At 57.0% G+C, this 22,742-nt stretch carries 27 protein-coding genes; 18 read left to right on the top strand and 9 right to left on the bottom strand.

The genetic code is table 11. From position 1 onward, the window contains the following. The first annotated feature begins 4 nt into the window (after positions 1–4). A complete protein-coding gene (locus tag R2A130_RS04310) occupies positions 5–502 on the top strand; it encodes a PaaI family thioesterase (RefSeq protein WP_009757543.1) in 498 nt (165 codons plus the stop codon). Here R2A130_RS04310 and R2A130_RS04305 read toward each other — a convergent pair. Then, positions 499–1,632 (bottom strand): MFS transporter, encoded by a 1,134-nt coding sequence (locus R2A130_RS04305; RefSeq protein WP_247869238.1) that lies wholly within the window; start codon positions 1,630–1,632, stop codon positions 499–501. The genes R2A130_RS04310 and R2A130_RS04305 overlap by 4 nt on opposite strands. On the opposite strand from R2A130_RS04305, the gene R2A130_RS18925 reads away from it, so the two are divergent. From R2A130_RS18925 to R2A130_RS17400, 7 genes are all read left to right on the top strand, one after another. Then, positions 1,631–1,816: a hypothetical protein gene (locus R2A130_RS18925; protein WP_247869237.1), complete on the top strand. Its 186-nt coding sequence runs from the start codon at positions 1,631–1,633 to the stop codon at positions 1,814–1,816. The two genes, R2A130_RS04305 and R2A130_RS18925, sit on opposite strands and share 2 nt — an antisense overlap. 39 nt (positions 1,817–1,855) lie before the next feature. After that, positions 1,856–2,623 carry a 2-keto-4-pentenoate hydratase gene (locus tag R2A130_RS04300; RefSeq protein ID WP_009757540.1) on the top strand — a complete coding sequence of 256 codons (768 nt, stop codon included), beginning with the start codon at positions 1,856–1,858 and terminating at the stop codon, positions 2,621–2,623. A gap of 85 nt (positions 2,624–2,708) precedes the next feature. Then, positions 2,709–3,785, top strand: a complete 1,077-nt coding sequence (nadA, locus tag R2A130_RS04295; RefSeq protein WP_009757539.1) for a quinolinate synthase NadA — start codon at positions 2,709–2,711, stop codon at positions 3,783–3,785. 1 nt (position 3,786) lies between these two features. Next, a complete protein-coding gene (locus R2A130_RS04290) occupies positions 3,787–4,140 on the top strand; it encodes a DUF6614 family protein (RefSeq protein ID WP_009757538.1) in 354 nt (117 codons plus the stop codon). 123 nt (positions 4,141–4,263) lie between these two features. Then, positions 4,264–5,886: an L-aspartate oxidase gene (locus R2A130_RS04285; RefSeq protein ID WP_009757537.1), complete on the top strand. Its 1,623-nt coding sequence runs from the start codon at positions 4,264–4,266 to the stop codon at positions 5,884–5,886. Continuing rightward, positions 5,883–6,752: a carboxylating nicotinate-nucleotide diphosphorylase gene (gene nadC / locus R2A130_RS04280; protein WP_009757536.1), complete on the top strand. Its 870-nt coding sequence runs from the start codon at positions 5,883–5,885 to the stop codon at positions 6,750–6,752. The genes R2A130_RS04285 and nadC overlap by 4 nt, the downstream gene beginning before the upstream one ends. Positions 6,753–6,876: 124 nt before the next feature. Next, positions 6,877–7,254, top strand: coding sequence for a PilZ domain-containing protein (locus R2A130_RS17400; protein ID WP_050786048.1), 378 nt, complete (start codon positions 6,877–6,879; stop codon positions 7,252–7,254). Between the two features lie 3 nt (positions 7,255–7,257). Here R2A130_RS17400 and R2A130_RS04270 read toward each other — a convergent pair whose 3' ends face one another. The 7 genes from R2A130_RS04270 to R2A130_RS04240 all read right to left on the bottom strand — a co-directional run bounded on the left by R2A130_RS04270 (position 7,258) and on the right by R2A130_RS04240 (position 11,416). Then, positions 7,258–7,764 carry a tyrosine phosphatase family protein gene (locus R2A130_RS04270; protein ID WP_009757535.1) on the bottom strand — a complete coding sequence of 169 codons (507 nt, stop codon included), beginning with the start codon at positions 7,762–7,764 and terminating at the stop codon, positions 7,258–7,260. Beyond that, positions 7,761–8,363: a YfbR-like 5'-deoxynucleotidase gene (locus R2A130_RS04265; protein ID WP_009757534.1), complete on the bottom strand. Its 603-nt coding sequence runs from the start codon at positions 8,361–8,363 to the stop codon at positions 7,761–7,763. The genes R2A130_RS04270 and R2A130_RS04265 overlap by 4 nt, the downstream gene beginning before the upstream one ends. Next, a complete protein-coding gene (locus R2A130_RS04260; protein WP_050786047.1) occupies positions 8,360–9,175 on the bottom strand; it encodes a folate-binding protein YgfZ in 816 nt (271 codons plus the stop codon). The genes R2A130_RS04265 and R2A130_RS04260 overlap by 4 nt, the downstream gene beginning before the upstream one ends. Position 9,176: 1 nt before the next feature. Then, a complete protein-coding gene (locus R2A130_RS04255) occupies positions 9,177–9,938 on the bottom strand; it encodes a hypothetical protein (RefSeq protein ID WP_009757532.1) in 762 nt (253 codons plus the stop codon). 72 nt (positions 9,939–10,010) lie between these two features. Beyond that, entirely contained in the window at positions 10,011–10,271 is a 261-nt protein-coding gene (locus R2A130_RS04250; protein ID WP_009757531.1) for a hypothetical protein, read from the bottom strand. 162 nt (positions 10,272–10,433) lie between these two features. Next, on the bottom strand, positions 10,434–10,898 hold the full coding sequence (locus R2A130_RS04245) for a TIGR02301 family protein (protein WP_247869236.1): 465 nt from the start codon (positions 10,896–10,898) through the stop codon (positions 10,434–10,436). Further along, entirely contained in the window at positions 10,895–11,416 is a 522-nt protein-coding gene (locus R2A130_RS04240) for an NUDIX hydrolase (protein WP_009757529.1), read from the bottom strand. The genes R2A130_RS04245 and R2A130_RS04240 overlap by 4 nt, the downstream gene beginning before the upstream one ends. Between R2A130_RS04240 and R2A130_RS04235 the strand changes: the two genes are divergently transcribed. From R2A130_RS04235 to rarD, 5 genes are all read left to right on the top strand, one after another. Then, positions 11,415–12,158, top strand: coding sequence for an SOS response-associated peptidase (locus R2A130_RS04235; protein ID WP_009757528.1), 744 nt, complete (start codon positions 11,415–11,417; stop codon positions 12,156–12,158). The two genes, R2A130_RS04240 and R2A130_RS04235, sit on opposite strands and share 2 nt — an antisense overlap. 14 nt (positions 12,159–12,172) lie before the next feature. Then, the gene (locus R2A130_RS04230; RefSeq protein ID WP_371179378.1) at positions 12,173–12,787 is read left to right on the top strand and encodes a LysE/ArgO family amino acid transporter; all 615 of its coding nucleotides are present in this window, start codon (positions 12,173–12,175) and stop codon (positions 12,785–12,787) included. 149 nt (positions 12,788–12,936) lie between these two features. Next, a complete protein-coding gene (gene cysS / locus R2A130_RS04225; protein ID WP_009757526.1) occupies positions 12,937–14,439 on the top strand; it encodes a cysteine--tRNA ligase in 1,503 nt (500 codons plus the stop codon). Then, positions 14,436–16,034, top strand: coding sequence for a citramalate synthase (cimA, locus tag R2A130_RS04220; RefSeq protein ID WP_009757525.1), 1,599 nt, complete (start codon positions 14,436–14,438; stop codon positions 16,032–16,034). The genes cysS and cimA overlap by 4 nt, the downstream gene beginning before the upstream one ends. Further along, a complete protein-coding gene (rarD, locus tag R2A130_RS04215) occupies positions 16,031–16,942 on the top strand; it encodes an EamA family transporter RarD (protein ID WP_009757524.1) in 912 nt (303 codons plus the stop codon). Before cimA ends, rarD begins: the two co-directional genes overlap by 4 nt. Here rarD and R2A130_RS04210 read toward each other — a convergent pair. Further along, positions 16,917–17,495, bottom strand: coding sequence for a TIGR00730 family Rossman fold protein (locus R2A130_RS04210; protein WP_009757523.1), 579 nt, complete (start codon positions 17,493–17,495; stop codon positions 16,917–16,919). The genes rarD and R2A130_RS04210 overlap by 26 nt on opposite strands. Positions 17,496–17,637: 142 nt before the next feature. Here R2A130_RS04210 and R2A130_RS04205 point away from each other — a divergent pair, with 142 nt between their 5' ends. The 5 genes from R2A130_RS04205 to R2A130_RS04185 all read left to right on the top strand — a co-directional run bounded on the left by R2A130_RS04205 (position 17,638) and on the right by R2A130_RS04185 (position 22,739). Continuing rightward, entirely contained in the window at positions 17,638–18,924 is a 1,287-nt protein-coding gene (locus R2A130_RS04205; protein WP_009757522.1) for a LysM peptidoglycan-binding domain-containing protein, read from the top strand. Between the two features lie 101 nt (positions 18,925–19,025). Beyond that, positions 19,026–19,367, top strand: a complete 342-nt coding sequence (locus R2A130_RS04200; RefSeq protein ID WP_009757521.1) for a helix-turn-helix transcriptional regulator — start codon at positions 19,026–19,028, stop codon at positions 19,365–19,367. 34 nt (positions 19,368–19,401) lie between these two features. After that, positions 19,402–21,291 (top strand): ABC transporter ATP-binding protein/permease, encoded by a 1,890-nt coding sequence (locus R2A130_RS04195; RefSeq protein ID WP_009757520.1) that lies wholly within the window; start codon positions 19,402–19,404, stop codon positions 21,289–21,291. Positions 21,292–21,355: 64 nt separating this feature from the next. After that, positions 21,356–22,003, top strand: a complete 648-nt coding sequence (locus R2A130_RS04190) for a DUF1194 domain-containing protein (protein ID WP_050786046.1) — start codon at positions 21,356–21,358, stop codon at positions 22,001–22,003. A gap of 34 nt (positions 22,004–22,037) precedes the next feature. Next, positions 22,038–22,739 (top strand): phosphatidylserine decarboxylase, encoded by a 702-nt coding sequence (locus R2A130_RS04185; protein ID WP_009757518.1) that lies wholly within the window; start codon positions 22,038–22,040, stop codon positions 22,737–22,739. The last annotated feature ends 3 nt before the right edge of the window (positions 22,740–22,742 follow it).

The following is a 22,742-nucleotide window of genomic DNA, read 5'->3' as shown; positions in this document are numbered from 1 at the left end:
CCTAATGCCGATGGAAGTGATTGATGGTCATGAGGTTCTTATCGGAACGATACCTATGAAGGACGCTGCCACGATGTCTGGCCTGGAAATGATGCAGGGCATTTGTGCAGGGCGTTTGCCTGGCCCCAGCATTTGTGTGGCTATGAATTTTCGGATGCTGGAAGTCGAAGAAGGTGCAGTGACCTTCGCTGGTACGCCCAATGATGGTGTGATGAATCCCATCGGCACTGTGCATGGTGGTTGGGCGGCGACCATTTTGGATTCCGCGCTTGCTTGCTGCGTCCACACTCTTTGTCCGGTCGGTTATGCCAGTACATCTATCGATCTGAAGGTGAACTTCGTGCGCCCCATTTTGCCGACCACCGGCAGATTTTTTGCCAAAGGAAGCGTCATTCACCCCGGACGCCAGATCGCCACTTCGCAGGCCACGCTGACCGATGAGAACGGCAAGCTTTATGCCCACGGCGTTCAGGCTTGCTCGATCTTCAAAATACCCGTCTAGGCGGCGTTCGGTATGGCGGGCCTGTCGACTGGCTTTTCCTGAATGGGCATGTGGATGATTGCTGCGAAAATGCCCAACGCCACGCCCAGCCACCAAACGGTGTCGTAGCTGCCAGTTGTATCGCGCAGATAGCCGCCGAAATAGACGCCCAGGAACGATCCGATCTGATGCGACAGGAAAACGACTCCGCCCAACAGCCCCAGATGCCGAGTGCCGAACATGATGGCGACCAGCGCATTGGTAGGCGCCACGGTCGAAAGCCAGAGCAGGCCCATGATGATGGAATAGACGATGACCGTAGTGGGCGAGGGTGGCAAAAGCAGGAATGCTGCGGTGGCGATGGAACGCCCTATATAAAGCAGCGAAAGCAGCCACGGTTTTGAATATTTCTGCCCCAATACGCCGGACGCGAGCGATCCGAAGATGTTGAAAAGACCGATGAGCGCTATGCCCCAGACGGCGAGGTTCACGCTGAAACCGAGATCGGTGATGTAGCGTGGGAAATGCGCTGTGATGAACGCCACCTGAAAACCGCAAACGAAAAAGCCGGTTATGAGCAATAGATAGGAGCGGTGGCTCATGGCTTCGCTCAACGCCTGGCCGATGGTTTGCTCAACCGCTTCTTGCGTCATCCGCGCGTCCCGTGCGCTGCCATACAGCGGGATTGCGAGCACGGGAATAATGAGCATGAGCGCGGACAGAAGCACCAAGGCGTGCGACCAGCCGAAATTCGCGATCAAAGCGGCTGACAGCGGCGAGAACAGGAACATGCCTGCAGAGCCTGCTGCCGTTCCCATGCCGAAGACGATGGAGCGGTTCTCAGGCGACACGTTGCGCGCGAAAACCGACAATATGATGCCAAACGAACCCGCTGCAACGCCCAAACCGACCAACACGCCGCCGCCGATATGGAGCGCGGTTTCGGTTTCTGCCGTGCCCATGATGAACAGGCCAAGCGCGTAGATGATGCCGCCGGCGGCCAGCGATCTCCAAGCGCCGTAACGGTCCGCCAGTGCCCCAAAAACCGGCTGACCCAAACCCCACGCGAGGTTCTGAATTGCGATAGCGAGACCGAACGTCGTGGAGGTCCAGCCCATGTCGGCCAGCATCGGGGCCTGGAAAAAACCCATGGCAGAACGCGGACCGAAAGCCAGCAATGCGATGGTGCAACCGCATGTAATAATGAGCCAGACCGGCGGTTCCCAGCGGGTGGCGCTTGTGGAAGCCATGATGATGTTCCTTACGCGGTTTGCGCTGCTTTACATGCGCGTGTCGCGCCGGAAAATAGATGCGCTATCGCCGCTGTTGGCCTAAAGCTGTCGCAGAACCTTTGCCTGATGGAAAGACGCACCCATGAATTTCGATGACATCGCCGAACAACTCGTTGCAGCCCGTAGAGACGGTGTGCAAGCCGACTTGCCCGTGGTGGAAGGTGGGCTGTCCACCGAAGATGCGATGGCGATCCAGAACAAGGCCAACGCGGCCTATGGCGGCAAGCGCATCGGCTGGAAAGTCGGCGCGACCAATGAGGCGGCGCAGAAAGCCTTCGCGATCTCCGCCCCTTTCTTCGGTCCCATGCCGGATAGCGCATTGGTAGAAAATGGCGGAGCCATTGAGAAGAAACCGACGGTTGCTGCTTGTGAGCCCGAATACGCATTCAAAATGGCCCGCGCTTGGCCTGCCGAAGGCGAGGCGGTAAGTGCGGAGACGGCGACTTCTGCCGTGGCGTCCGTCCATGCCGCCATCGAAGTGATCGGTCGCCGCACAGGCACCGCCGCTTACCAGAATGGCACGGGCATCACGCTGGATTTCGCAGGCAATTCGCAGTTCATCGTGGGTGATGAAGTCGCTGATTGGGCATCTGAAAATTTGGCTGACGGCGTGGTGGAATCCATGGTCGACGGCGAAGTTGTGCAGACGGGAAACGGCCAGCCTGTTATGGGCGATCCGATCAATTCACTGGTTTGGTTGGGTGAGCAGTTGGTCGCGCAGGGCGACCGCATCGAAGCTGGCGAATGGGTGTCCACAGGCACCTGCACCCCGCCGGTCCCGGCGCAGGCGGGCACCACCTATTCGGCGAAATTCGCCGACTTCGGAAACGTCAGCGTGCGCTTCACGTAAGCCAGCTGTGCGCCCGCAAACCTTGCAGGCAGCGATGAGCGACCGCATATAGACCTAAGATCACGGAATATCAGGAGGCCGCATCATGGCCGAATCCCTTCAGGCACTGGCAAGTCAGCCGCTCGTCACCGCGTCCGGCAAGAGCTTTGAGCGTATTGAGCGCCCATCGCTGGAATTCACTGCTGAGGTGGAGCGCGAGACAGCCCCGCTTTACGAAAAGGTGCGCCATCACATTCCCGAGATCGAGTGGCCCATCCACGCGCCATATGTCTATGCGATCAACAAGCTGAAGAAGCAGCGCAACGCTGCAATTTTGGCCCACAACTACCAGACGCCGGAAATCTATCACTGCGTGGCTGATATTGCGGGCGATTCGCTGCAACTGGCGATGGAAGCGACACGGGTCGAGGCCGATATTATCGTTCAATGCGGCGTGCACTTCATGGCGGAAACTTCGAAGCTGCTGAACCCGTCCAAGACCGTCCTCATCCCCGACATGAAGGCTGGCTGTTCGCTGGCGGATTCGATCACAGGTGCCGACGTGCGGTTGTTGCGTGAGGCCAACCCCGGCGTGCCAATCGTCACCTATGTGAACACATCTGCCGACGTGAAGGCCGAGAGCGACATTTGCTGCACATCATCGAACGCCGTGCAGGTGGTGGAGAGCTTTGGGGTCGATACGGTCCTGCTGATTCCCGATGAATATCTGGCGCAGAACGTCGCGACACAGACCGATGTGAAAATCTTGACCTGGAAAGGCCATTGCGAAGTTCACGAGCGGTTCACCGCCGAGGAATTGTTGGCCTACAAAGAGGTCGATCCGGCAATCCAGATCGTCGCCCACCCCGAATGCCCGCTGGAAGTGACCGCCGTGGCCGATTTCACCGGCTCCACCAAAGGCATGATCGATTACGCGACTTCGCAAAAGCCGGGCGCGAAAGTTCTTCTGGTGACGGAATGTTCCATGGCATCCAACATTCAGGAACAGGCGCCGGGCGTTGAGTTCATCAAGCCCTGCAATCTTTGCCCGCATATGAAGCGCATTACACTGCCCAAGATACTCGACAGTCTGCTGGAGATGAAAGAGGAAGTGTTGGTTGATCCGACCATGGCGGAAAAGGCCAAACGTGCGGTAGAGCGCATGGTCAATCTGAAGAATTGATATGGACGTCTATCAGGCGTTCTTTTCGCTCAAACCCGGTACCAAAGACCTCGAGTTCGTCGCCGATCTGACGCGGATGATGGAACATCTTGTCGAAGCGAAGAAGATCGAAGGCTGGCGGTTGTTGCGCGCCAAGCTCGGCCTGACGCCTAAGACCATCGGCGGTGAATTTCAGCTGCTCATGGAAGTCCGCAATATGGCGCAGCTCGATGCGGCTTTTACCATCGCAGCCAAGCGAAGTGGCGATATGGAAGTGATGCATTTCGGCGTGAACTCGAAGATCGAAGACATCACATTCGCACTCTACCGCGACTTTCCCGATGCCGTGCGGCAAACCGGGGAAGAATTGTTCTAAAAAACGGTGTGTCATCAATCTGTCGCATCGGTTTTTTGACGACCTCACCGTTAGCCGCGCTATAGTGATCGGACACCTTGCTGCCGTGTCCCGGCAGACGCTGCGTCTTACGGACTTGCGGCCATGACCGAACAGCTTTCATTTCTCCGCCCCGTTACGTGGATGGGTACCGATGATGTCATCATTATCGGTGGCGGCCTCGCCGGGCTTTTTTGCGCGCTGAAACTAGCGCCGCGACCCGTTACGATTTTAACGGCAGCGTCGCTGGGGCGCGGTGCATCGTCCGCCTGGGCGCAGGCGGGAATCGCTGCTGCGGTGAAAGAAGGCGATACGGTTGAGAAGCATGTCGCTGACACCGTCACCGCCGGTGCTGGAACCGTGGACGAGAACATCGCTCGCCTGATGGCCGGTCAGGCTGCAGACCGTATCGATGATCTTCTGCGCTTCGGCGTGCCGTTTGATCGCGACCTTGAAGGTCGGCTTGAAGTGGCGCGGGAAGCTGCCCATAGCGAAGAGCGTATCGTCGGCGTGCAGGGCGACAAAGCGGGCAAAGCTATAATGGAGGCGCTGGTCGCCACCGTACGCGACACGCCATCCATCCGTGTGCTGGAAGGCTATGTGGTGCAGGACATTTTGACCCAAGGAAAATATGTCGATGGGGTCGTGGCTCGTGATCAGGCGGGCAGGGGGCCGAACAAAATTCGTTTGCCCGCGCGGGCCGTTGTTATGGCTGCCGGCGGCGTTGGGCACCTTTACTCAGTTACCACGAATCCCAGCGAAGCCCGTGGTGGCGGTATCGGTATGGCCGCGCGCGCTGGTGCTATTCTGGCAGATATGGAGTTCGTGCAGTTCCACCCCACCGCGATCAATGTTGGCAAAGATCCAGCACCGCTGGCGACAGAAGCCCTGCGCGGCCACGGTTGCACATTGGTGAATGACGCTGGTGAGCGGTTCATGGTTCCGATCCACCACGATGCCGAACTTGCGCCGCGTGATGTGGTGGCGCGTGGCATCTTTGAACAGGTGAAATCCGGCAAAGGCGCGTGGCTGGATTGCCGCGAAGCTGTTGGCGCGACCTTTGCCGAAGAATTCCCGACAGTGTTCGCTTACTGCAAAGAAAATGGCATCGATCCGGTGACCGAGCTTATTCCTGTGATTCCCGCCGCGCATTATTTCATGGGCGGAATTCTGACGGATGCCAACGGCCGCTCTTCACTGGATGGTCTGTGGGCTTGCGGCGAAGTGACATCGACGGGCGCCCACGGCGCAAATCGGCTGGCCTCGAACTCGTTGCTGGAAGCGGTCGTTTTTGCCGCGCGGATCGCCGAAGATATTCAGGGACTTCTACCTGCTCACAAGCTCAATCCATGGGCGCAGGATTCTGTGGAACTGACCGAAGCTGATGATGACGGCACCGACACAGAAGCCATGGCAACGTTGCGTAAAACCATGTCCGACGAGTTTGGCGTGGTAAGAACCGGCGAGGGTATGAAGGCCGGTCTGGCAATCATTATGGAGCTGGAACGCAACAATCAGCGCCAACGCTTCGATAACGCGCTGATTACCGCGAAGATGATCGCGGTATCAGCCATTCGCCGCCACGAAAGCCGTGGTGGTCATTACCGCACCGACTATCCTGAGCCGGTGGCGGAACTGGCCAAGCGCAGCTTCATCACAAAAAAACAGGGCGACCAGTTTGCTGAAGACATGATAGCGAACGGCAATAGTGAGAAATTGTCAGTATGAGCATTATTCCCCACGCACCCAGCTTGCCGCCCGTTATGGTGCGCGATGCCGTTCGTGCAGCACTGCTGGAAGACCTCGGCCTAGCTGGCGACCTCACAAGTAATGCCACCATTCCGGCTTCTGCAACCGCGCGTGCGGTGATGAACAGCCGAGAAGAAGGCGTTTTGGCAGGCATCACAATCGCCGAAGCTGCGTTTCGGGAATCAAGCGCTGAGTTGAGTTTCGAGGCGCTTGTTAAAGACGGTGAGTCGCTCGCTCCCGGTCAGGACGTGGCGATTATCGAAGGCCCGGCTCGCGCTATTCTCGCTGCCGAACGCGTTGCATTGAACTACGCCTGCCACCTGTCTGGTATCGCATCTTATACCGCGCAATTTGCGCGCATCATCAAGCACACAACGGCTCAGGTTTGCTGTACCCGCAAGACCATTCCGGGGCTGCGAACGTTTGAAAAATACGCCGTCAAATGCGGTGGTGGTTCCAACCATCGGTTCGGGTTGGATGATGCGATCCTGATCAAGGATAATCACATTGCAGTCTGCGGCGGTGTTCAGCAGGCTATCGCGCAAGCGCGCGCTTTTGCCGGTCACCTCATCAAGATCGAGGTCGAAGTCGACACACTGGAGCAACTTTCCATCGCGCTGGAAGCTGGCCCTGACGTTGTCATGCTGGATAATATGAGCCTGGAGCAACTTCGAGAAGGCGTTGCCATTGTGGATGGGCGTATCCCTATCGAAGCATCCGGCAATGTGAACATCGACACGATTCAAGGCATCGCCGAGACAGGCGTCGATATGATCTCCACATCGAAGATTACCATGAGCGCACCGACGCTTGATCTTGGGTTGGATATACGCATCAAAAGCTAGCTGTTGCGGAGCCTGCTGTGCCAATTTGTGAAACCTTGTCTTCACGAAAGACCAGTAGTCTCCTGTCGTGATCTATCGTGTTTTGATGCGGTTTCAGATCAAGAGAAAGCTTTGGAGATAGGCGATGACGCATACGCCACTTACCGCTAGTGCCGAAACACAGCCCACGGAAACTAATGTAGACGCACGAATTCAGCGCCAACGTACGCTGAAAGAAGGCGTTATTTCCTATAATGAGGGACATATTTCCACGAAATGCACCGTTCGTGATCTTTCCCCCGGTGGTGCTAAGTTACGCTTGCCCAACGATATAGCGTGGCCCAATAGGTTTCGCCTTCATATTGCATCAGACGGAATAACCGCCGAATGTGAAATTCGGTGGCGTGATGGGCTTACATTTGGTATTGAATTCATTGGTGAACTGCGGATGGATGCCGGTCAGAGCAGGCAAATGAATGTGACTGTGCCCGTTGCTCGCCCGAGTCTGTTGCGCCGCAAATAATCTTTAGACTTTCAGTGTGAACGGCTCACCCTGCATGCAATTCACACCTCTGCCAATGGCCTGAACTGCTTTTGTTAGGCGACCATTTAAATTCAACTGTTTGTCAGCCAGCCGGATCATCATAGGATTTGGTGTTGCTGTAGGGCTAAGGCTGCGCAAGCGGGATGTTAGTTCATCAAAATCTTGATCAAAGTTGCGGGCCGCAGCAATCATCAATGCAGACGCTGTCGAGCGGCTGACGCCTAGCCAGCATTGGCACAGCAACGGCTCTTCTCCGGACCAGCGACGACCGAGTTCAATTATCTGCGAAACGTCTTTGCGGGAAGGTGCGATGTAGCCAGCTAGCGGTCCTGGAATGTCGTTGAACTCCAGCGCCAACCACTCGCGATCTATTGCGATAGGTTGAGTGATGGATTTCCCCGGGCCAGCGAGAGAGACCATTGTGCGAGCACCCGTTTGCGCGATGACTTTGTCGAGCTCTGACAACGGGCTAACAACAATTACGCTCATCGCAGTGAATCCAACTCTTTATAGCGGGCAGCGAACTTTGCCTGCGCTTCTCCCGTTGACCACGGTTCAAGCGGCAGCATATCCGCCGACATTCCGTTGGGTCTGTTGAAATGCTTCTCAGCCTCTTGAACCGTGAAGCCAGCTAGACCGGTGGCCTCAAACCAAGCGGCAGCGCGATCCGCGAGTTTGATTGCTTTTTTCAACTTCGCAGGAATGGCGCTTTGCAGGCCAAAACGTTGATGGATGGCAGCTTCCAATCTGTTTTCAACATCGCGGTAATTGCCGCCCAGCACCTGTTTGAAAGGCGAGATCATGTCGCCGATCACGTATTCCGGCGCATCGTGTAGAAGCGCTGCGATGCGATCATCAACGGTGGCCGCTGGCTGTTGAATAGCAAAAATCTGTTCCACCAAGACGCTGTGTTGTGCGACCGAAAAGGCGTGCTCGCCATGGGTCTGGCCGTTCCAACGCGCAACGCGCGCAAGGCCGTGGGCAATGTCTTCCAGCTCTACATCGAGCGGTGATGGATCGAGCAGATCAAGGCGGCGACCGGATAACATGCGCTGCCAAGCACGGCCGGCAGGAAGAGCTGGCGTCATTGCGGCCAAGCGTAGTTCACCCAATCGGGCAGGGTGAGCATTACTTCTGTGCCATCAGCCGTGATTGGTGCGCCTTCCGTGATGGCTTTGGCTGCGCGGTCGAGGCGTACCAGCGCTAGGCCATGTTGGCCCGAAACCGACCCCAAGGTTCCGATTGTCCGGTCGCCCACCATCAATTCCGCACCAGATTCTGGAAGGTCATTCACTGCTGCAACATTTACGAAACGACTGCGCGCGGTGCCGCGATGCTGCATGCGGGAAACGACTTCCTGGCCAACATAGCAGCCTTTGTCGAATGCAACGCCGGAGCCTTTGGAGAACTGATCCATCGACATGTCGTGCGGGAAAACGCTACCCGGTTCAGCATCGACGCCTAATTCAGGAACGCCCAGCGCAATGCGGTGGGCAAGCCATGCATCATCGTCTGCTTTGGCTTCTGCTTGCATCCGATATGCGCGCCAGCCTAGTGCGGAAAGGCGAGGGTCGTCGAAGGCATCATCCGGTCGAGTGGCGTCGCCCCAGCTGGTAACAACGGCTTCTTCGAGCGGAGCCAGATCGACTTTCGCGCGCAGTTTGTAAAAGCCCAACCGTTTTATCAGCTCGTCACGCTGCTCTGCTGCGCAATCGAAACGGTAGCCGCCATCTATAGGTGTTATGAAGAAGTCGAACAGAATTTTGCCCTGCGGTGTCAACAACGCACCGAAGGCTGGCTTGCCGCTGATCAGGCATGTGACCAAATTTTCGAGAAAATGCGTCGCGTCCTCGCCCGTGCATGAAAAGGTGGCGCGATTGGTGTGTAGAATCTGGCTCATATCAGTCCCCTGACACGAAAAACGCCCATCGCCCATCCGGCGTTATGCCTACGCGATAGAAAATGTAGCTGCCAAATTCTTCCGAATCCAAAACTTCGCCTGCGGTCATAATCGTGAAGAGTTCCACTTTTTGCGGGCCGGTGAGTTTATCCAGCGGGTAGGCGAAGAAATATGGCCAGACATACAGTTCGAAATCGCTGCCTTCATCCATGTGAACGTAGCCTGTTTCCAGCACTTCTTTAAGGATGGCCAGAATTTCTATGCCGTCGCCGTCGCCTGAAATCTCTTTTAGAAAGTCGATTGGGTCAGCCTCGTTGCCGCCAATCGACAGGCTGGTGGCCTCTTCGCCAGTGCCAACGATGGGACGCAGCATTTCGATGTTACCGGTTTCAACGGCGTCCAGAATGCGTTGCCTCGTTTCGCGCACGGGGACAGGTAGCTTGGTAAAGTCACGTTCCACCATCGGGACCGGGCCGGAGGGCTGTGCTGCTCTGCCAGGTTCGGCTGCTTCATCGTCTGCCGTTGGGGCTGTCTCGGCTTCCGGTTGCTCGTCAGTCGTTGCGTCGTTTTCCAGCCCGGTTTCGGTGTTGGGCAGCGGAATGCTCTCGCCATCTTGAGCTCTGGGCACAATGAACGCGCGGGTTGGTACTTTTTTGGTGAGCGCGGACTGTGCGAATGCAGGTGCAACCGATGCGAAATTGATCATAGCGGCAAGACAAGCTGCTGTGGTGAGCGCGGGTATCAGTGCAAGACGAAACATCATGCCGGTAGTGCTAGCACAGCCGTGTTTTGTTTCCACGTATAGAGTCGATTGGCAGGCAGAGGCGCGTTGCGGCTATTGCAGCACGCGGCTGGCGTCGAAATGGCCGGAAGCAAGACGATCTGACAGACTTTCGATAAGGCCGCGTACGTTGTCTTCGCCGGCTTCGGTGAAGAGGCGTGTCAGGGCTACATCAATGGCAGAATCAGCTAGGATCGTTGGCTCGATGCCTTCTTCCAGTGCGCTGTCCCATGCTTCGTGCAGGAAATGACTGGCAACGCGCTGCTTCTCTTCGCGAATAAGCGCGTCAAGATTTTCATCAGAATCCAGAATCATATTGCCCGTCTCGCCTTGGCGTCGCCGGAGTACATGCTCCGATCTCAGCGCTTTATCTAACGCTTTGGCGCCGATGTGTGAACCGGTCGGTCGGCAGAGTGTGACGAAAAGGTTAATGCGCGCAGACACACTGCCCGCTTATCCACCGATAAGCCGTTTCCTTCAGCGCCCGTAACGGCGGTTGATCTGTCCGGCCAGTTGAGCCCCTTCTTCGACGTAGCGCTGTGATGCGAGTCGGGCGGATGATGTGCAAGTGGTGTAGCTGGCATCGAATGCACGATAACCGCGGTTGAATCGTGCGATCATGCGCGCTTTCCGCTTGGGCTGCGGCTCTTCAAGTTCGACCATGTTCGCCATGGCGTCACGCCACTTGCTGCCTTCGTTGGTGCCGCACAAAGCCCGCAGATAATGAATTGAACCCAGCACTTCCGATAAACGCATAAGCTTCGGGTCGTAGGGTGCTAACAATTCTGCTGCAGGCGGTGGCGTTACCTCGGTGTCCTCCAAAGCCGCATCTTGCGCGAGGGCGGGATTGGCGAGGCAAAGAACAATCAAAACTGGAATAGCGAAGCGCAACATGTGGCATGTTTGGCCCAGCATGGGGGCGGCTTCAAGGCGATTCTTCAAGCCTGCAGTTCGGTAATGAATTTTCGGCTCTCTCGCACCAGTTCTAGGGTGTTGGCGGTCAGCGGAATGCCGTCCAACTCGTCCAGCGTAAACCAGTTCACCGCTGCTGCATCATCGCCTGCCACGGCAATGCCGTATGGGCTTAGGGCGACGAACATGGCCAAGACGTAGTGGCGCTCAACTCGGTCATCGCCATCGCGCATGATGATTTCGAAAAAGCGGTTGAAGGCCACACGGTCGATGGTGAGGCGGGTTTCCTCTTTTACTTCGCGCCGCGCCGCGTCTTCCACCGTCTCGCCCAGTTCCACCAACCCGCCGGGCATGGCCCATGTGCCAGCATTCGGATTGACCGAGCGGCGGGCGAGCAGAATTTTCTCGCCACGCCAGATCGCGGTGCAAGCGCCGAGCAGCGGCGAGGTGGGATAATGGCGTGAAGACTTGGATGGCATGGCTTCGCTTAGCGCAGCGCTTCGGTTAGGAACAGGGTTGGATGTTTGTGGCGACAGGAGGCTGACCATGTGCGGGCGATTCAGCCTTGAAACCAATTGGACGGAAATGGTGCGGCAGTTTGCGCTGCGCTCCAATGTGGACCGTGGTCCCGCGCTTGCGCCGCGCCTCAACATCGCGCCGACGCAGCCGATCTTGATGGTGGGAGAACTGGGCGGGCAGGAGCGGAACGCGCTTCTCGTGCGGTGGGGATTTCTGCCCACATGGGTAGAAGACCCTAAGGACTTCCCACTCATCATCAATGCGCGTAGTGAGACGGCGATTTCCAAACCCTCCTTCCGCCACGCCATGCGCCACCGCCGCGCGCTCATTCCGGTCTCCGGTTTTTACGAATGGCAGCGCTTCGGGAAGGGGCAGCCGAGCCAACCTTATTATGTGAGGCCCCGCGATGATGGCATCATCGCGTTCGGTGCGTTGATGGAAACATGGACGGAGCCGGGCGGCACGGAAATGGACACGGGCTGCATCATCACCACTGCGGCAAACGACAGTTTTGCACCGATCCACCACCGCTTGCCGCTGGTCATTCAGCCGAAAGATTTCGACCGTTGGCTGGATTGCCGCACGCAGGAACCACGCGATGTCGCTGACCTGATGGTGCCGGTGCAGGACGATTTTTTCGAAGCAATTCCGGTGGGCAAAGCGGTGAACAAGGTCGCTAATGATGCCCGCGCCATTCAAACGCGCGTCGAGCCGATGACCGATGACGGCAAAGCGCCGGAAGCGGCTGAACAACAATTGTCGATGTTCTGATGGAAAATACGTCTCTGTTCTGGCCCGTTGCCAGCGGCTTTGCGCTGGGCGGTGGTCTTATCATCGCTATCGGTGCGCAGAACGCATTTCTGCTGCGGCAGGGACTGCTGCGGTCCCATGTTTTCATCCTTTGCCTCATCGCGGCGACGGCGGATGCTGCGCTCATCATCGCCGGTGTGGCAGGCGTCGGCACGTTGGTGCAGTCGAACCCAACCTTGCTGAAAGTCGTCACCTTGGGCGGCGCGATCTTCCTAACAGTTTACGCGCTGCAAGCGGCATGGCGGGCGTGGAAGCCGGACGCTTTGGCGGTGGAGGGGCAGGCGCCTGCATCGCTGGGCAAGGCGGTTTCCACCTTGCTCGCGTTCACGTTTTTGAACCCCCATGTCTATCTCGATACCGTGGTGCTGGTGGGGGGTATTTCGGCGCAATATGTGGGCGATGCGCGGGTGGCCTTCGCCGTCGGTGCCGTGCTGGCGTCTTTCGTGTGGTTCTTCTCGCTCGGTTACGGGGCGCGGCTGCTGACACCGCTTTTTGCCAAGCCGCGGGCGTGGCAGATTTTGGACGGTATCATCGCGATCATCATGGCGCTTCTTGCGCTATCGCTGCTTCAACGCTTCTTCACGTCTTGACGGCAGGGTGTGTGGCAACGATAAGCGAGGCATGACCATGCGCATCACCATCTGCTGCATTATTATTTCCTGAGTTTCTCGGGCCGGTCGATCTTTGCCACATCCTCAATTCCGGTCCGCAGCTTCCCTGCCACAGCCGAGATTTATCCGTGACCCAACTCACTCTCTACAACACGCTGACCCGCTCCAAGGAGCCGTTCACGCCAATCGATCCCAATAACGTTCGCATGTATGTCTGTGGGCCGACGGTCTATGACCACGCCCATATCGGCAACGCGCGGCCTGTCATCGTGTTCGACGTGCTGTTTCGCCTGCTGCGTCATATCTACGGCGAGGATGCGGTAAAATATGTTCGCAACATCACCGATGTCGACGACAAGATCATCGACCGCGCCCGCCGCGATTTTCCCGATCTCGATTTGAACGCGGCCATCGCGAAAGTGACGGAAAGCACCACCGCGCAGTTTCAGGCCGACATGAAGGCGCTCGGCTGTCTCGAACCCACAGTCGAGCCGAAAGCGACCGAACATATCGGCGGCATGGTGGAGATGATTTCCACGCTCATTGCCAAGGGCAACGCTTATGTCGCGTCCGGCGCGAAAGGGCGCGAGGTGCTGTTCGACGTCACGTCGGACGATGATTACGGCGTCCTGTCCAACCGCAAGCTGGACGACCAACAAGCAGGCGCACGGGTCGCCGTGGAAAGCCACAAGCGCAACCCCGGCGACTTCGTTTTGTGGAAGGAAAGCGCTGCCGATGAGCCCGGTTGGGACGGTGGCTTCACTTCTTCATCTGGGGGCGAAACCATCCACGGTCGCCCCGGTTGGCACATCGAATGTTCCGCCATGTCGAAAGCCCATCTGGGCGAAACCTTCGACATTCACGGCGGCGGGCTGGACCTCATCTTCCCCCACCACGAAAACGAAATCGCCCAATCCTGCTGCGCCAACAGCACCGACCGCATGGCCAACGTGTGGATGCACAACGGCTATCTGCAGGTCGAGGGCAAGAAGATGTCGAAAAGCGACGGCAACTTCATCACCGTGCATGACTTGTTACATACGGAGAAGGTGGGTGGCCGCAAGTGGCCGGGTGAAGTGGTGCGACTGGCAATCCTGATGACGCATTATCGTGAGCCATTGGATTTCACGGTGCGGCGGTTGGAAGAGGCGGACGACATTCTGATTAAGTTGAATAGGATATTTGACAGTCTCATGACGTCGACATTTGCGAAAGCTATTAGTCGCCCACCAGAACGCGCTGGCACGAACTCAGCATATAGGACAGCCAATCGAACAATTCTTAGTCTAGTTGAAGATCTCAATTTTAAGGCTGTACTTGATTTCCTAATCAGAGAACTCCGTGTTTCCTATCACAATCTCTCAGAAGAGAAGCAGTCTGATTGGCTTGATGCACTTGCTCGCATATTCCTGATGCTGGGCATAAAACCAGCACCTCAGCAAACAAGAAACGACGTGCGAGATAGCCAAATCGCCTATGCGGTACGGTCAAGAGCCGAAGCGATAGCTTCAAAGAATTGGCCTGTAGCTGATCGTATCCGTGACGAACTCCTCGCCCAAGGCATCCAACTCAAAGATGGCAAAGACCCGGAAACGGGTGAACGAACCACGACATGGGAGGTGGTTCGATGAGCCGCGAACGTCTGTATCTATTCGACACCACATTGCGCGATGGCGCGCAGACGCCGGGCGTCGATTTTTCGGTCGAGGACAAGATCGCCATTGCCGGAATGCTGGATGCGTTCGGTTTGGATTACGTCGAGGGTGGCTACCCCGGTGCGAACCCGACGGACACAGCGTTCTTCGAAAAACCGCGCACGAAAGACGCCACCTTCACCGCATTCGGCATGACGAAACGGGCAGGGGTTTCGGTGTCGAACGATCCGGGGCTTGCCGCGATTTTGCAAAGCAGCGCGTCGGCCATCTGCTACGTCGCCAAGGCGTCGGACGTGCATGTGCGCGTGGCGCTGGGCTGCACGAATGAGGAAAATCTCGACAGCATCCGCCAGTCTGTCGAGGCCGCGATTGCGGCGGGCAAGGAGTGCCTTGTCGATTGCGAACACTTCTTCGATGGCTTCAAATCCAACCGCGAGTACGCGCTGGCCTGCGCCCGCACGGCGGTGGAAGCGGGCGCGCGGTGGGTCGTGTTGTGCGATACCAATGGCGGCACCCAGCCCATCGATATTCGCGCCATCGTGGAAGCGGTGATCGAGGAGGCCGTGCCGGGCGACCATCTGGGCATCCACGCCCACGACGACACAGGGCAGGCGGTGGCCAATTCGCTGGCTGCCATCAACGCCGGCGCGCGGCAAATTCAAGGCACGATCAACGGTATCGGCGAACGTTGCGGCAACGCCAATCTCATCACCATCATCGGCACGTTGGGGCTGAAGCCGTCTTTCAACGAACGCTTCGAGATCGGAATTTCGGACGAAAAACTGCGCGGGCTTTCCAAACTGTCGCGCACATTCGACGAGTTGCTCAACCGCGCGCCGGACACGCAGGCGCCATACGTCGGCTCGTCGGCCTTCGCCACGAAAGCGGGCATTCATGCCTCCGCGCTTATCAAAGACCCGTCCACTTATGAACATGTGGAGCCGGAAGCTGTCGGCAACAACCGCAATCTCATGGTGTCCGATCAGGGCGGCAAATCGAACTTTCTCGATCAGCTCGGGCGGCGCGGCATCGAAGTGGCGAAGAACGATCCGAAACTCGACACGCTGATATCCATCGTGAAAGAGCGCGAGGCTTCCGGCTACGCTTACGAAGCGGCTGAGGCCAGCTTCGAGCTGCTAGCCCGCCGCACGCTCGGCACCGTGCCGGAGTTTTTTCGCGTGGAAGGTTTCCGCACATCGGTGGAGCGCCGTTTCAACGCCATGGGCGACGTCATCACCGTGTCTGAAGCCGTGGTGAAACTGGAAGTGGGCGGCGAAATTCTCCTGTCCGTCGCCGAAGGCAACGGTCCCGTCAACGCGCTCGATAAGGCTTTGCGTACAGATCTCGGCCGCTACCAGAGCGAGATCGAAGGGCTGGAACTGGTGGATTATAAGGTCCGCATCCTGAACGGCGGCACCGAGGCCATCACGCGCGTGTTGATCGAATCCGCCGATGCCGAAGGCGCGCGCTGGTGGACGGTCGGCGTGTCCGACAACATCATCGATGCCTCGTTTCAGGCGCTGATCGACAGCCTGAACTACAAGCTGGTGAAGAGCGGGGCGACCGCTTGAATACTCTCGCTGCGCCCGCGCCTAAACCGGCGGGCGATGAGGCAAAAGCCGGGTTCTTCTACGCGCTTGCCGCTTATGGGTTGTGGGGTTTCCTGCCGCTCTATTTCTGGGTGATGGAAGGCGTGCCGGTGCTGCAAATGTTGGCGCACCGCGTGGTCTGGTCACTGCCTGTGGCGCTGGCCGTTTTGGCAGCGACCGGGCGGTTGGGCGAATTGTGGGCGTTGCGGAAACAGCCGAAACTGCTTGCCATGATGGCCGTCACGGCGACTTTCATAACGGTCAATTGGGGCGTCTATATTCTATCGGTGGAGATGAACCTCACGTCGCAGGCCGCGCTCGGCTACTATATCAACCCGCTCATTTCCGTGCTTCTAGGCGTGGTTTTGCTATCGGAGCGGTTGGACCGCTTGCAGAAAATTGCCATCGGCCTCGCGCTGACGGGTGTTCTGGTGAAAACGATATCTGGCGGCACGTTTCCATGGATCGCGCTGACGTTGGCATTTTCGTTCGCCTTTTACGGCTATCTGCGGAAAACCGTCGCCATCGGCCCGACAGCGGGTTTCACCGTGGAAGTGGCGCTGCTGTTTCCCATCGCGTTGGGCTATCTCATCTGGGCTGAAATGCAGGGCGTGGGCCGTTTCACGCAATCGCTTGAGATGGCGGGGTGGCTCGCTTTTGCCGGGCCTGTTACGGCTGCGCCACTGATCCTCTACGCCTACAGCGCCAAACGGCTGCGGTTGGCGACGCTGGGGCTGATGCAATACATCGCCCCGTCGATGATTTTTCTGTTGTCCTTCACTTTGTTTGGCGAAGAGTTGGACATGGCGCAAATCATCACTTTCGCGCTGATTTGGAGCGCTTTGGTGCTTTACACGATATCCGTCATGCGGCCTGCAAAGCAGGGATGATGCCTTCCACCGTGTCGCTCATCAACGGGCGCGCGCGATGAGGGCTGTGCAGAAAGCCTGCACCTTCCATGTGGTCCATCAGCTCGCTGTAGGGGGTCCAGAAACCGCCGGAATTCAACAGAACCATCGGCTTGTCGTGCTGGCCGAGCTGCGACCAGGTTAGAATTTCCACCAGCTCTTCTAATGTGCCGATGCCGCCGGGCAAGGCGACGAACGCGTCTGCGCGGTCGAACATCATGCGCTTGCGGGTGTGCATGTCGGGCACTTCGATCATGTCTGCACCGGCGAGTTCATCTGCACCGTGCTCCTGCTCGCGCTTGATCAGGAAGGTCGGGATGATGCCGGTCACTTTGCCGCCGCCCGCCAAAACGCCCCTGGCTACCGCGCCCATAAGGCCACGGTCACCACCGCCATAGATCAGGCCCATATCGGCATTTGCTATGAGCCCGCCCAGTTGTGTTGCTTCCGCGACATAGCGATCATCGGTACCCGGTGAGGAGCCGCAATAGACGCAGATATTTTTGAATGCGGGTTTGGTCGTCGATGTGGCCATGGGGCGAGTCTCTGTTGCGTTTGGGCTGCGTTTGGTTCCTGTCGCCATAATGTGTTAACCACGCTGTGCCCAGATCATATGCTCTCAAGGTTTTTCTGCCTGTGGAGTTTAGTTTGGGCAGGGGCGAAAGGTGGTGGTGCGTATGTTGGGTTTTCTGGGGAATTTTGCGGCTTGGGTGCCAGCAGCCGGTGTTGCAACCGCCTCTGCGGCTTTGGTGGCTGGTTACGTCGTGGTCAACGATATTGATCTGTTCTCTCAAGACGTTTCACCGGCACCGATTGCTCTCGCTAATACAGACCAAGCCAAGGCCGATCTTAAACCGGCTGTGAAGGTTCCCGAAATTACTAAATCTGCCCTGGGACCAAAGCCTCCATCTTTCGATATTTTGCGGGTCGAAAAAGATGGCTCAATACTCATCGCCGGTCGTGCGCCAGCAAACGCTTCGGTCGAGCTTATCGATCAGAATGGGGAGGTCATCGCGACCACGAAGGCGTCGAACGCTGGCGAATTCGTAATTCTGCCTGGCGCAGAACTGTCGCCCGGCGACTACACGTTCTCACTTCGCGCCACACTGGAAGGCTCTGCTTCCATCGTGTCAGCGCAAGGCGGAGTGGTTCGCATTCCCGACCGCAATTCAACGAACAAAGATGGTGTGTTGGCCATGATCGTAGAGGGCGGATTGCCCAGCCGCATCGTAGCCAAGCCGTTTGCGGAAGAGGTGGAGGTAGCGTCCATCGCACCTGCCAAGGGTGTCGCCACTGACGCTGTGCCGCCAGCCCAAGAAGAACCGAATGTTGAGCCTGCACCAACTGAAGCAACTAATGATGCTGTGCTTTTGCCGCCAAAACCCGTGGTCGAAGAGGCGGTTGCTCAGCAGGTTGCACCTGTCGCTGCGAAGAATCCAACAGCCGTCTCCGTTGAGGCGGTCGAGGTTGAAAACGATACGGTCTTCATCGCCGGCGCTGTCAAACGCGGAAAATCAGTACGCGTTTACATAAATAACGAAGAGGTGGGCACAGCGCGTGGAACGCAGGATGATCGCTTTTTGGTGAAAAAGGAATTTCCTTTGGCAGCGGGCTCTCACTCGGTTCGTGCCGACGTACTTGATGCAACATCAGGAGAGGTTACGGGCCGTGCGGAGGTTCCGCTGGTGCATGAACCGCTGAACGATAGCGCAGATGTAGCAAGTGTGACCCCTGTCGCATCACCGCCTGCGCAAGCGGCTTCGCCAACCTATACGGTGCCCATCCGAACAGGGTCTGCAATCATCATCAAGCCGGGCGACAACCTGTGGCGCATATCGCGACGCAACTACGGGCAAGGCGTTCGCTACACCACGATCTATGAGGCCAACCGCGAGCAAATCCGCAATCCTAACCGGATTTACATCGGCCAGATATTCAAGCTGCCCCATCGCGCCGAGCAATAGAAGCGCATCCTGCGACCGCATGCGCGGTGGCTAAAGCTTGCAGAACCTTGCGGGCGTTCCCACATTCATCGTAAGAAACCGATGAATCGGAGGGACAAGCCATGCCGCGCCGTTGTAACAGCGAATTCGACTATGGTTTCGACCGTGCCGGTGAGATGGCTGACGTCTTCGCCGCTCTGTCCAACCCTGTGCGCATTGTTATTCTTCGTCATGTTGCCAGCAACGCCAATTGCGGCTGCAAGGACATCACCGATGTTCTGCCTCTAGCACAGTCCACCGTGTCGCAGCATCTGAAGGTTTTGATCGAAGCTGAACTCGTTCATGTGGAAACCGTGCCACCTCGCTCTCGTTATCGCGTCAACGAAGTTCTTCTGAAGAGCCTTTCGGACACGACCTGCGATTTTCTGAATTCCTGCTGTAATGGCGACCGCGCCGAAGCCTGATCGGGTTTTGCGAATATCCTTTTGAAAGAATCCCTTGTCCGAATCCGATGAAATAAAAAAAGACCGTTCGTCGCTGGCGACGGTGGTAGACCTTTGGCCTTACCTTTGGCCCGCTGACCGACCTGACCTGAAAGCCCGCGTCTTTTGGGCTGCATTTTTCCTGGTGCTAGCGAAGCTGATTACGGCAGTTATTCCGTTTTTCTTCAAATATGCCACTGATGCATTGAATGGGTTGGAACCGGAGGTCTGGTGGATTCCGATGGTCATGATGACGCCGATCATCATGGTCATTGCTTACAATGTTTCGCGTCTCGTGATGTGGGGCTTCACCCAGCTTCGCGATGCGCTGTTCGCCCGTGTCGGCCAGCATGCTGTGCGCCAACTTGCCTTCAAGACTTTTACACATGTTCACACGCTGTCGTTGCGGTTCCATTTGCAACGCCGCACCGGTGGTTTGTCGCGTGTCATCGAGCGTGGAACGAAGGGCATCGAAACTATCGTGCGCTTCACGATTTTGAACACACTGCCGACCATTCTCGAATTCGCGCTCTATGCGGGTATCTTTTGGTATTTCTTCGGGTTCTGGTACGTGGTCGTTATCGCCGTGACGGTGTGGGCTTATAGCTGGTTCACCATCCGCGCCTCTGACTGGCGCATCCAAATTCGCCGCGACATGAACGCCTCCGACACCGAGGCGAACACCAAGGCAATCGATTCACTGCTGAACTTCGAGACCGTCAAATACTTTGGCAACGAGCGCATGGAAGCAGATCGCTTTGATGTTTCGATGGCGAAATACGAGAAGGCAGCGACGAAAACATGGACATCGCTCGGCTGGTTGAACTTCGGCCAGATGGCGATTTTCTCAACCGGCATGCTGATCTGTATGGTCATGTCGGCCATGGCAGTTCAGCGCGGTGAGCAGACCATCGGTGATTTCGTGCTGATTCAGGTCTTTCTGATGCAGCTGTCGATTCCGCTCAATTTCATTGGTTTCGTGTATCGCGAAATCCGACAGGGGCTCACCGATATCGAAGACATGTTCGAGCTTTTGGGTGTCCCTGCCGAGGTGGTGGACAGCCCGGACGCGAAGGACCTTGTGATCGATAAGTCCGCGATCCGCTTCGAGAACGTCTCCTTCCACTACGATCCCAACCGCCCGATATTGAAGGATGTTTCTTTTGAAGTTCCGGCAGGCAAAACGGTTGCGATTGTCGGACCTTCCGGCGCAGGCAAGTCTACCATTTCGCGGCTGCTTTTCCGCTTTTACGATGTGCAGCGCGGTGCGGTTACCATTGATGGTCAAGACTTAAAGAATGTTACGCAGGAGAGCTTGCGGTCCGCTATCGGTATGGTCCCGCAGGACACGGTGCTGTTCAACGATACGATCGAGTATAACGTCCGCTATGGCCGTATGGATGCGAATTTAACGGAAGTACGTGAAGCGGCTGATATGGCGCAAATTGGAGACTTCATCGAACGCCTGCCGCAGGGTTTTGACACGCCTGTGGGCGAGCGTGGGTTGAAGCTTTCAGGCGGTGAGAAGCAACGCGTCGCAATTGCGCGCACGCTTTTGAAAGCGCCACCGATTCTCATTCTCGATGAGGCGACTTCAGCGCTGGACACTCAGACCGAGCAGGAAATTAAAGCTGCACTCGATATCGTATCGCGCAACCGTACGACGGTCGTAATTGCACACCGCTTGTCGACAGTGATCGACGCTCATGAGATCATCGTTCTGGAAGAGGGGCGGATCAAGGAGCGCGGAACCCATGGGGATTTGCTTGAGCAGGACGGTCTTTACGCAGCCATGTGGAACCGACAGCTTGAGGCTTCTGAAGCGGAAGCTGCATTGCGCGCCGCGCACGATAGCGATGAAATGGGCTTGGTGGTCCGCCGTCGCCCGGTTGAAGACGAAGGCTAGTTTCTGTGCACTCGTTTGCACGGTTTCAATTGCGACAACCTCTCAATCGCATGCGGTAGAACCGGTGCAGCTGGAGCTGCTTCTTGCAATCGACTCATCAACAAGCGTGAACCGCCGCGAGTATGCGCTGCAGCGTGACGGTCTCGCCAACGCCTTTCGAGATGAAGGCGTTTTGCGATCCATCAGGTCTCTTCAACCGCTAGGTCTGGTGATTTCCGTGGTGCAATGGTCTGAGCGTGGACGTCAGATTACATCGGTTCCGTGGACCCGTATTTCCGGTCGTGCTTCTGCAGAAGCCTTCGCGGCGCGCCTTGCAACTATGCCTAGGGCAGTTCGCGGTATGACGGACATTGCCGGCGCATTGGATTTTTCCCGTATTTCCATTCAGCAAAACGCCTACCGTGGCGCTCGTATGGTTATTGATGTCTCGGGTGATGGCTCTTCGGGGCAAAGCGATCCTTCATCCGCTCGTGACAGGGCTGTGAACGCTGGAATAACGGTGAACGGCCTCGTGATTCACTCCAAGGAATATGATCTTGGAACACTGGCTGATATCGACCTGTTCCAGCACTATTCTCAGCGAGTGACTGGAGGACCAGGCTCGTTCGTTATGGAGGCTGCCAACTACAATGATTTCGCTGATTCCATTCGTCGCAAACTCATTCGTGAGATTTCGGGTGCGGACTTTGCCGAACTCGTTCCAAGCCGATAGAAGACCTTGAGAACCAACATTTGAAAGCCAATCCATGTCCGTCGTAAAATCTGTCCGCGAGGCCATGGTTCCAATCCATCCCGCTGGCTATCCGTTTATCGCCATCTTTGGGGTGGTCTCGATCCTGCTGGGTTTCCTGTGGCAACCCTTGTTCTGGATAGGCGCCATTTTGACCGGCTGGTGTGCGCTGTTTTTCCGCGATCCTATCCGTGTGGTGCCGATAGACGATGATCTTATCATCAGTCCGGCTGACGGCACCGTGTCATCTATCGGTCAATTCGTGCCGCCGGCAGAGTTGGAACTGGGGGATGAGCCCCGCACACGCATTTCCGTTTTCATGAATGTCTTCAATGTCCACATCAACCGTGCGCCTGTGCGTGGTAAGGTGATCGTTTCCAAGCACAAGCCGGGTGCATTTTTGTCCGCTGATCTGGACAAGGCATCGATTGATAACGAACGGCACAGCATCGTAATTGATGGTCCGCATGGTCCGGTTGGGTCGGTTCAGATTTCCGGTCTCGTCGCACGTCGTATCATCTGCTGGAACGATGCTGGCGATACGCTGGGGCAGGGGGAACGCTACGGCCTCATACGTTTTGGCTCCCGCGTCGATGTGTTCTTGCCGGACGGAGCAACGCCGCGTGTGGCGCTTGGGCAAACAATGTTGGCTGGTGAGTCCATTTTGGCAGCCCATGGAGATGCCGTGCCGACTAGCCCTATTCCGCGGTCCATCTAGGCC

The sequence above is a fragment of the Ahrensia sp. R2A130 genome (assembly GCF_000179775.1).
In the GTDB taxonomy this organism is placed as follows: domain Bacteria; phylum Pseudomonadota; class Alphaproteobacteria; order Rhizobiales; family Rhizobiaceae; genus Pseudahrensia.
The sequence above is the reverse complement of the archived record's forward strand: the minus strand, read 5'-3'. Positions and strand labels throughout refer to the sequence as shown.

What these genes read in the sequence shown, in the direction of transcription:
- R2A130_RS04300 (WP_009757540.1), top strand. Translation starts at nt 1,856, where the DNA reads ATGAATTTCGATGACATCGCCGAACAACTCGTTGCAGCCCGTAGAGAC.
- R2A130_RS04290 (WP_009757538.1), top strand. Translation starts at nt 3,787, where the DNA reads ATGGACGTCTATCAGGCGTTCTTTTCGCTCAAACCCGGTACCAAAGAC.
- R2A130_RS04210 (WP_009757523.1), bottom strand. Translation starts at nt 17,495, where the DNA reads ATGGCCACATCGACGACCAAACCCGCATTCAAAAATATCTGCGTCTAT.
- R2A130_RS17400 (WP_050786048.1), top strand. Translation starts at nt 6,877, where the DNA reads ATGACGCATACGCCACTTACCGCTAGTGCCGAAACACAGCCCACGGAA.
- nadA (WP_009757539.1), top strand. Translation starts at nt 2,709, where the DNA reads ATGGCCGAATCCCTTCAGGCACTGGCAAGTCAGCCGCTCGTCACCGCG.
- R2A130_RS04285 (WP_009757537.1), top strand. Translation starts at nt 4,264, where the DNA reads ATGACCGAACAGCTTTCATTTCTCCGCCCCGTTACGTGGATGGGTACC.
- nadC (WP_009757536.1), top strand. Translation starts at nt 5,883, where the DNA reads ATGAGCATTATTCCCCACGCACCCAGCTTGCCGCCCGTTATGGTGCGC.
- R2A130_RS04305 (WP_247869238.1), bottom strand. Translation starts at nt 1,632, where the DNA reads ATGGGTTTTTTCCAGGCCCCGATGCTGGCCGACATGGGCTGGACCTCC.
- R2A130_RS04310 (WP_009757543.1), top strand. Translation starts at nt 5, where the DNA reads ATGCCGATGGAAGTGATTGATGGTCATGAGGTTCTTATCGGAACGATA.
- R2A130_RS18925 (WP_247869237.1), top strand. Translation starts at nt 1,631, where the DNA reads ATGGCAGAACGCGGACCGAAAGCCAGCAATGCGATGGTGCAACCGCAT.
- R2A130_RS04260 (WP_050786047.1), bottom strand. Translation starts at nt 9,175, where the DNA reads ATGAGCCAGATTCTACACACCAATCGCGCCACCTTTTCATGCACGGGC.
- R2A130_RS04250 (WP_009757531.1), bottom strand. Translation starts at nt 10,271, where the DNA reads ATGATTCTGGATTCTGATGAAAATCTTGACGCGCTTATTCGCGAAGAG.
- R2A130_RS04270 (WP_009757535.1), bottom strand. Translation starts at nt 7,764, where the DNA reads ATGAGCGTAATTGTTGTTAGCCCGTTGTCAGAGCTCGACAAAGTCATC.
- R2A130_RS04205 (WP_009757522.1), top strand. Translation starts at nt 17,638, where the DNA reads ATGTTGGGTTTTCTGGGGAATTTTGCGGCTTGGGTGCCAGCAGCCGGT.
- R2A130_RS04240 (WP_009757529.1), bottom strand. Translation starts at nt 11,416, where the DNA reads ATGGTCAGCCTCCTGTCGCCACAAACATCCAACCCTGTTCCTAACCGA.
- cimA (WP_009757525.1), top strand. Translation starts at nt 14,436, where the DNA reads ATGAGCCGCGAACGTCTGTATCTATTCGACACCACATTGCGCGATGGC.
- R2A130_RS04265 (WP_009757534.1), bottom strand. Translation starts at nt 8,363, where the DNA reads ATGACGCCAGCTCTTCCTGCCGGCCGTGCTTGGCAGCGCATGTTATCC.
- R2A130_RS04235 (WP_009757528.1), top strand. Translation starts at nt 11,415, where the DNA reads ATGTGCGGGCGATTCAGCCTTGAAACCAATTGGACGGAAATGGTGCGG.
- R2A130_RS04200 (WP_009757521.1), top strand. Translation starts at nt 19,026, where the DNA reads ATGCCGCGCCGTTGTAACAGCGAATTCGACTATGGTTTCGACCGTGCC.
- R2A130_RS04185 (WP_009757518.1), top strand. Translation starts at nt 22,038, where the DNA reads ATGTCCGTCGTAAAATCTGTCCGCGAGGCCATGGTTCCAATCCATCCC.
- R2A130_RS04255 (WP_009757532.1), bottom strand. Translation starts at nt 9,938, where the DNA reads ATGATGTTTCGTCTTGCACTGATACCCGCGCTCACCACAGCAGCTTGT.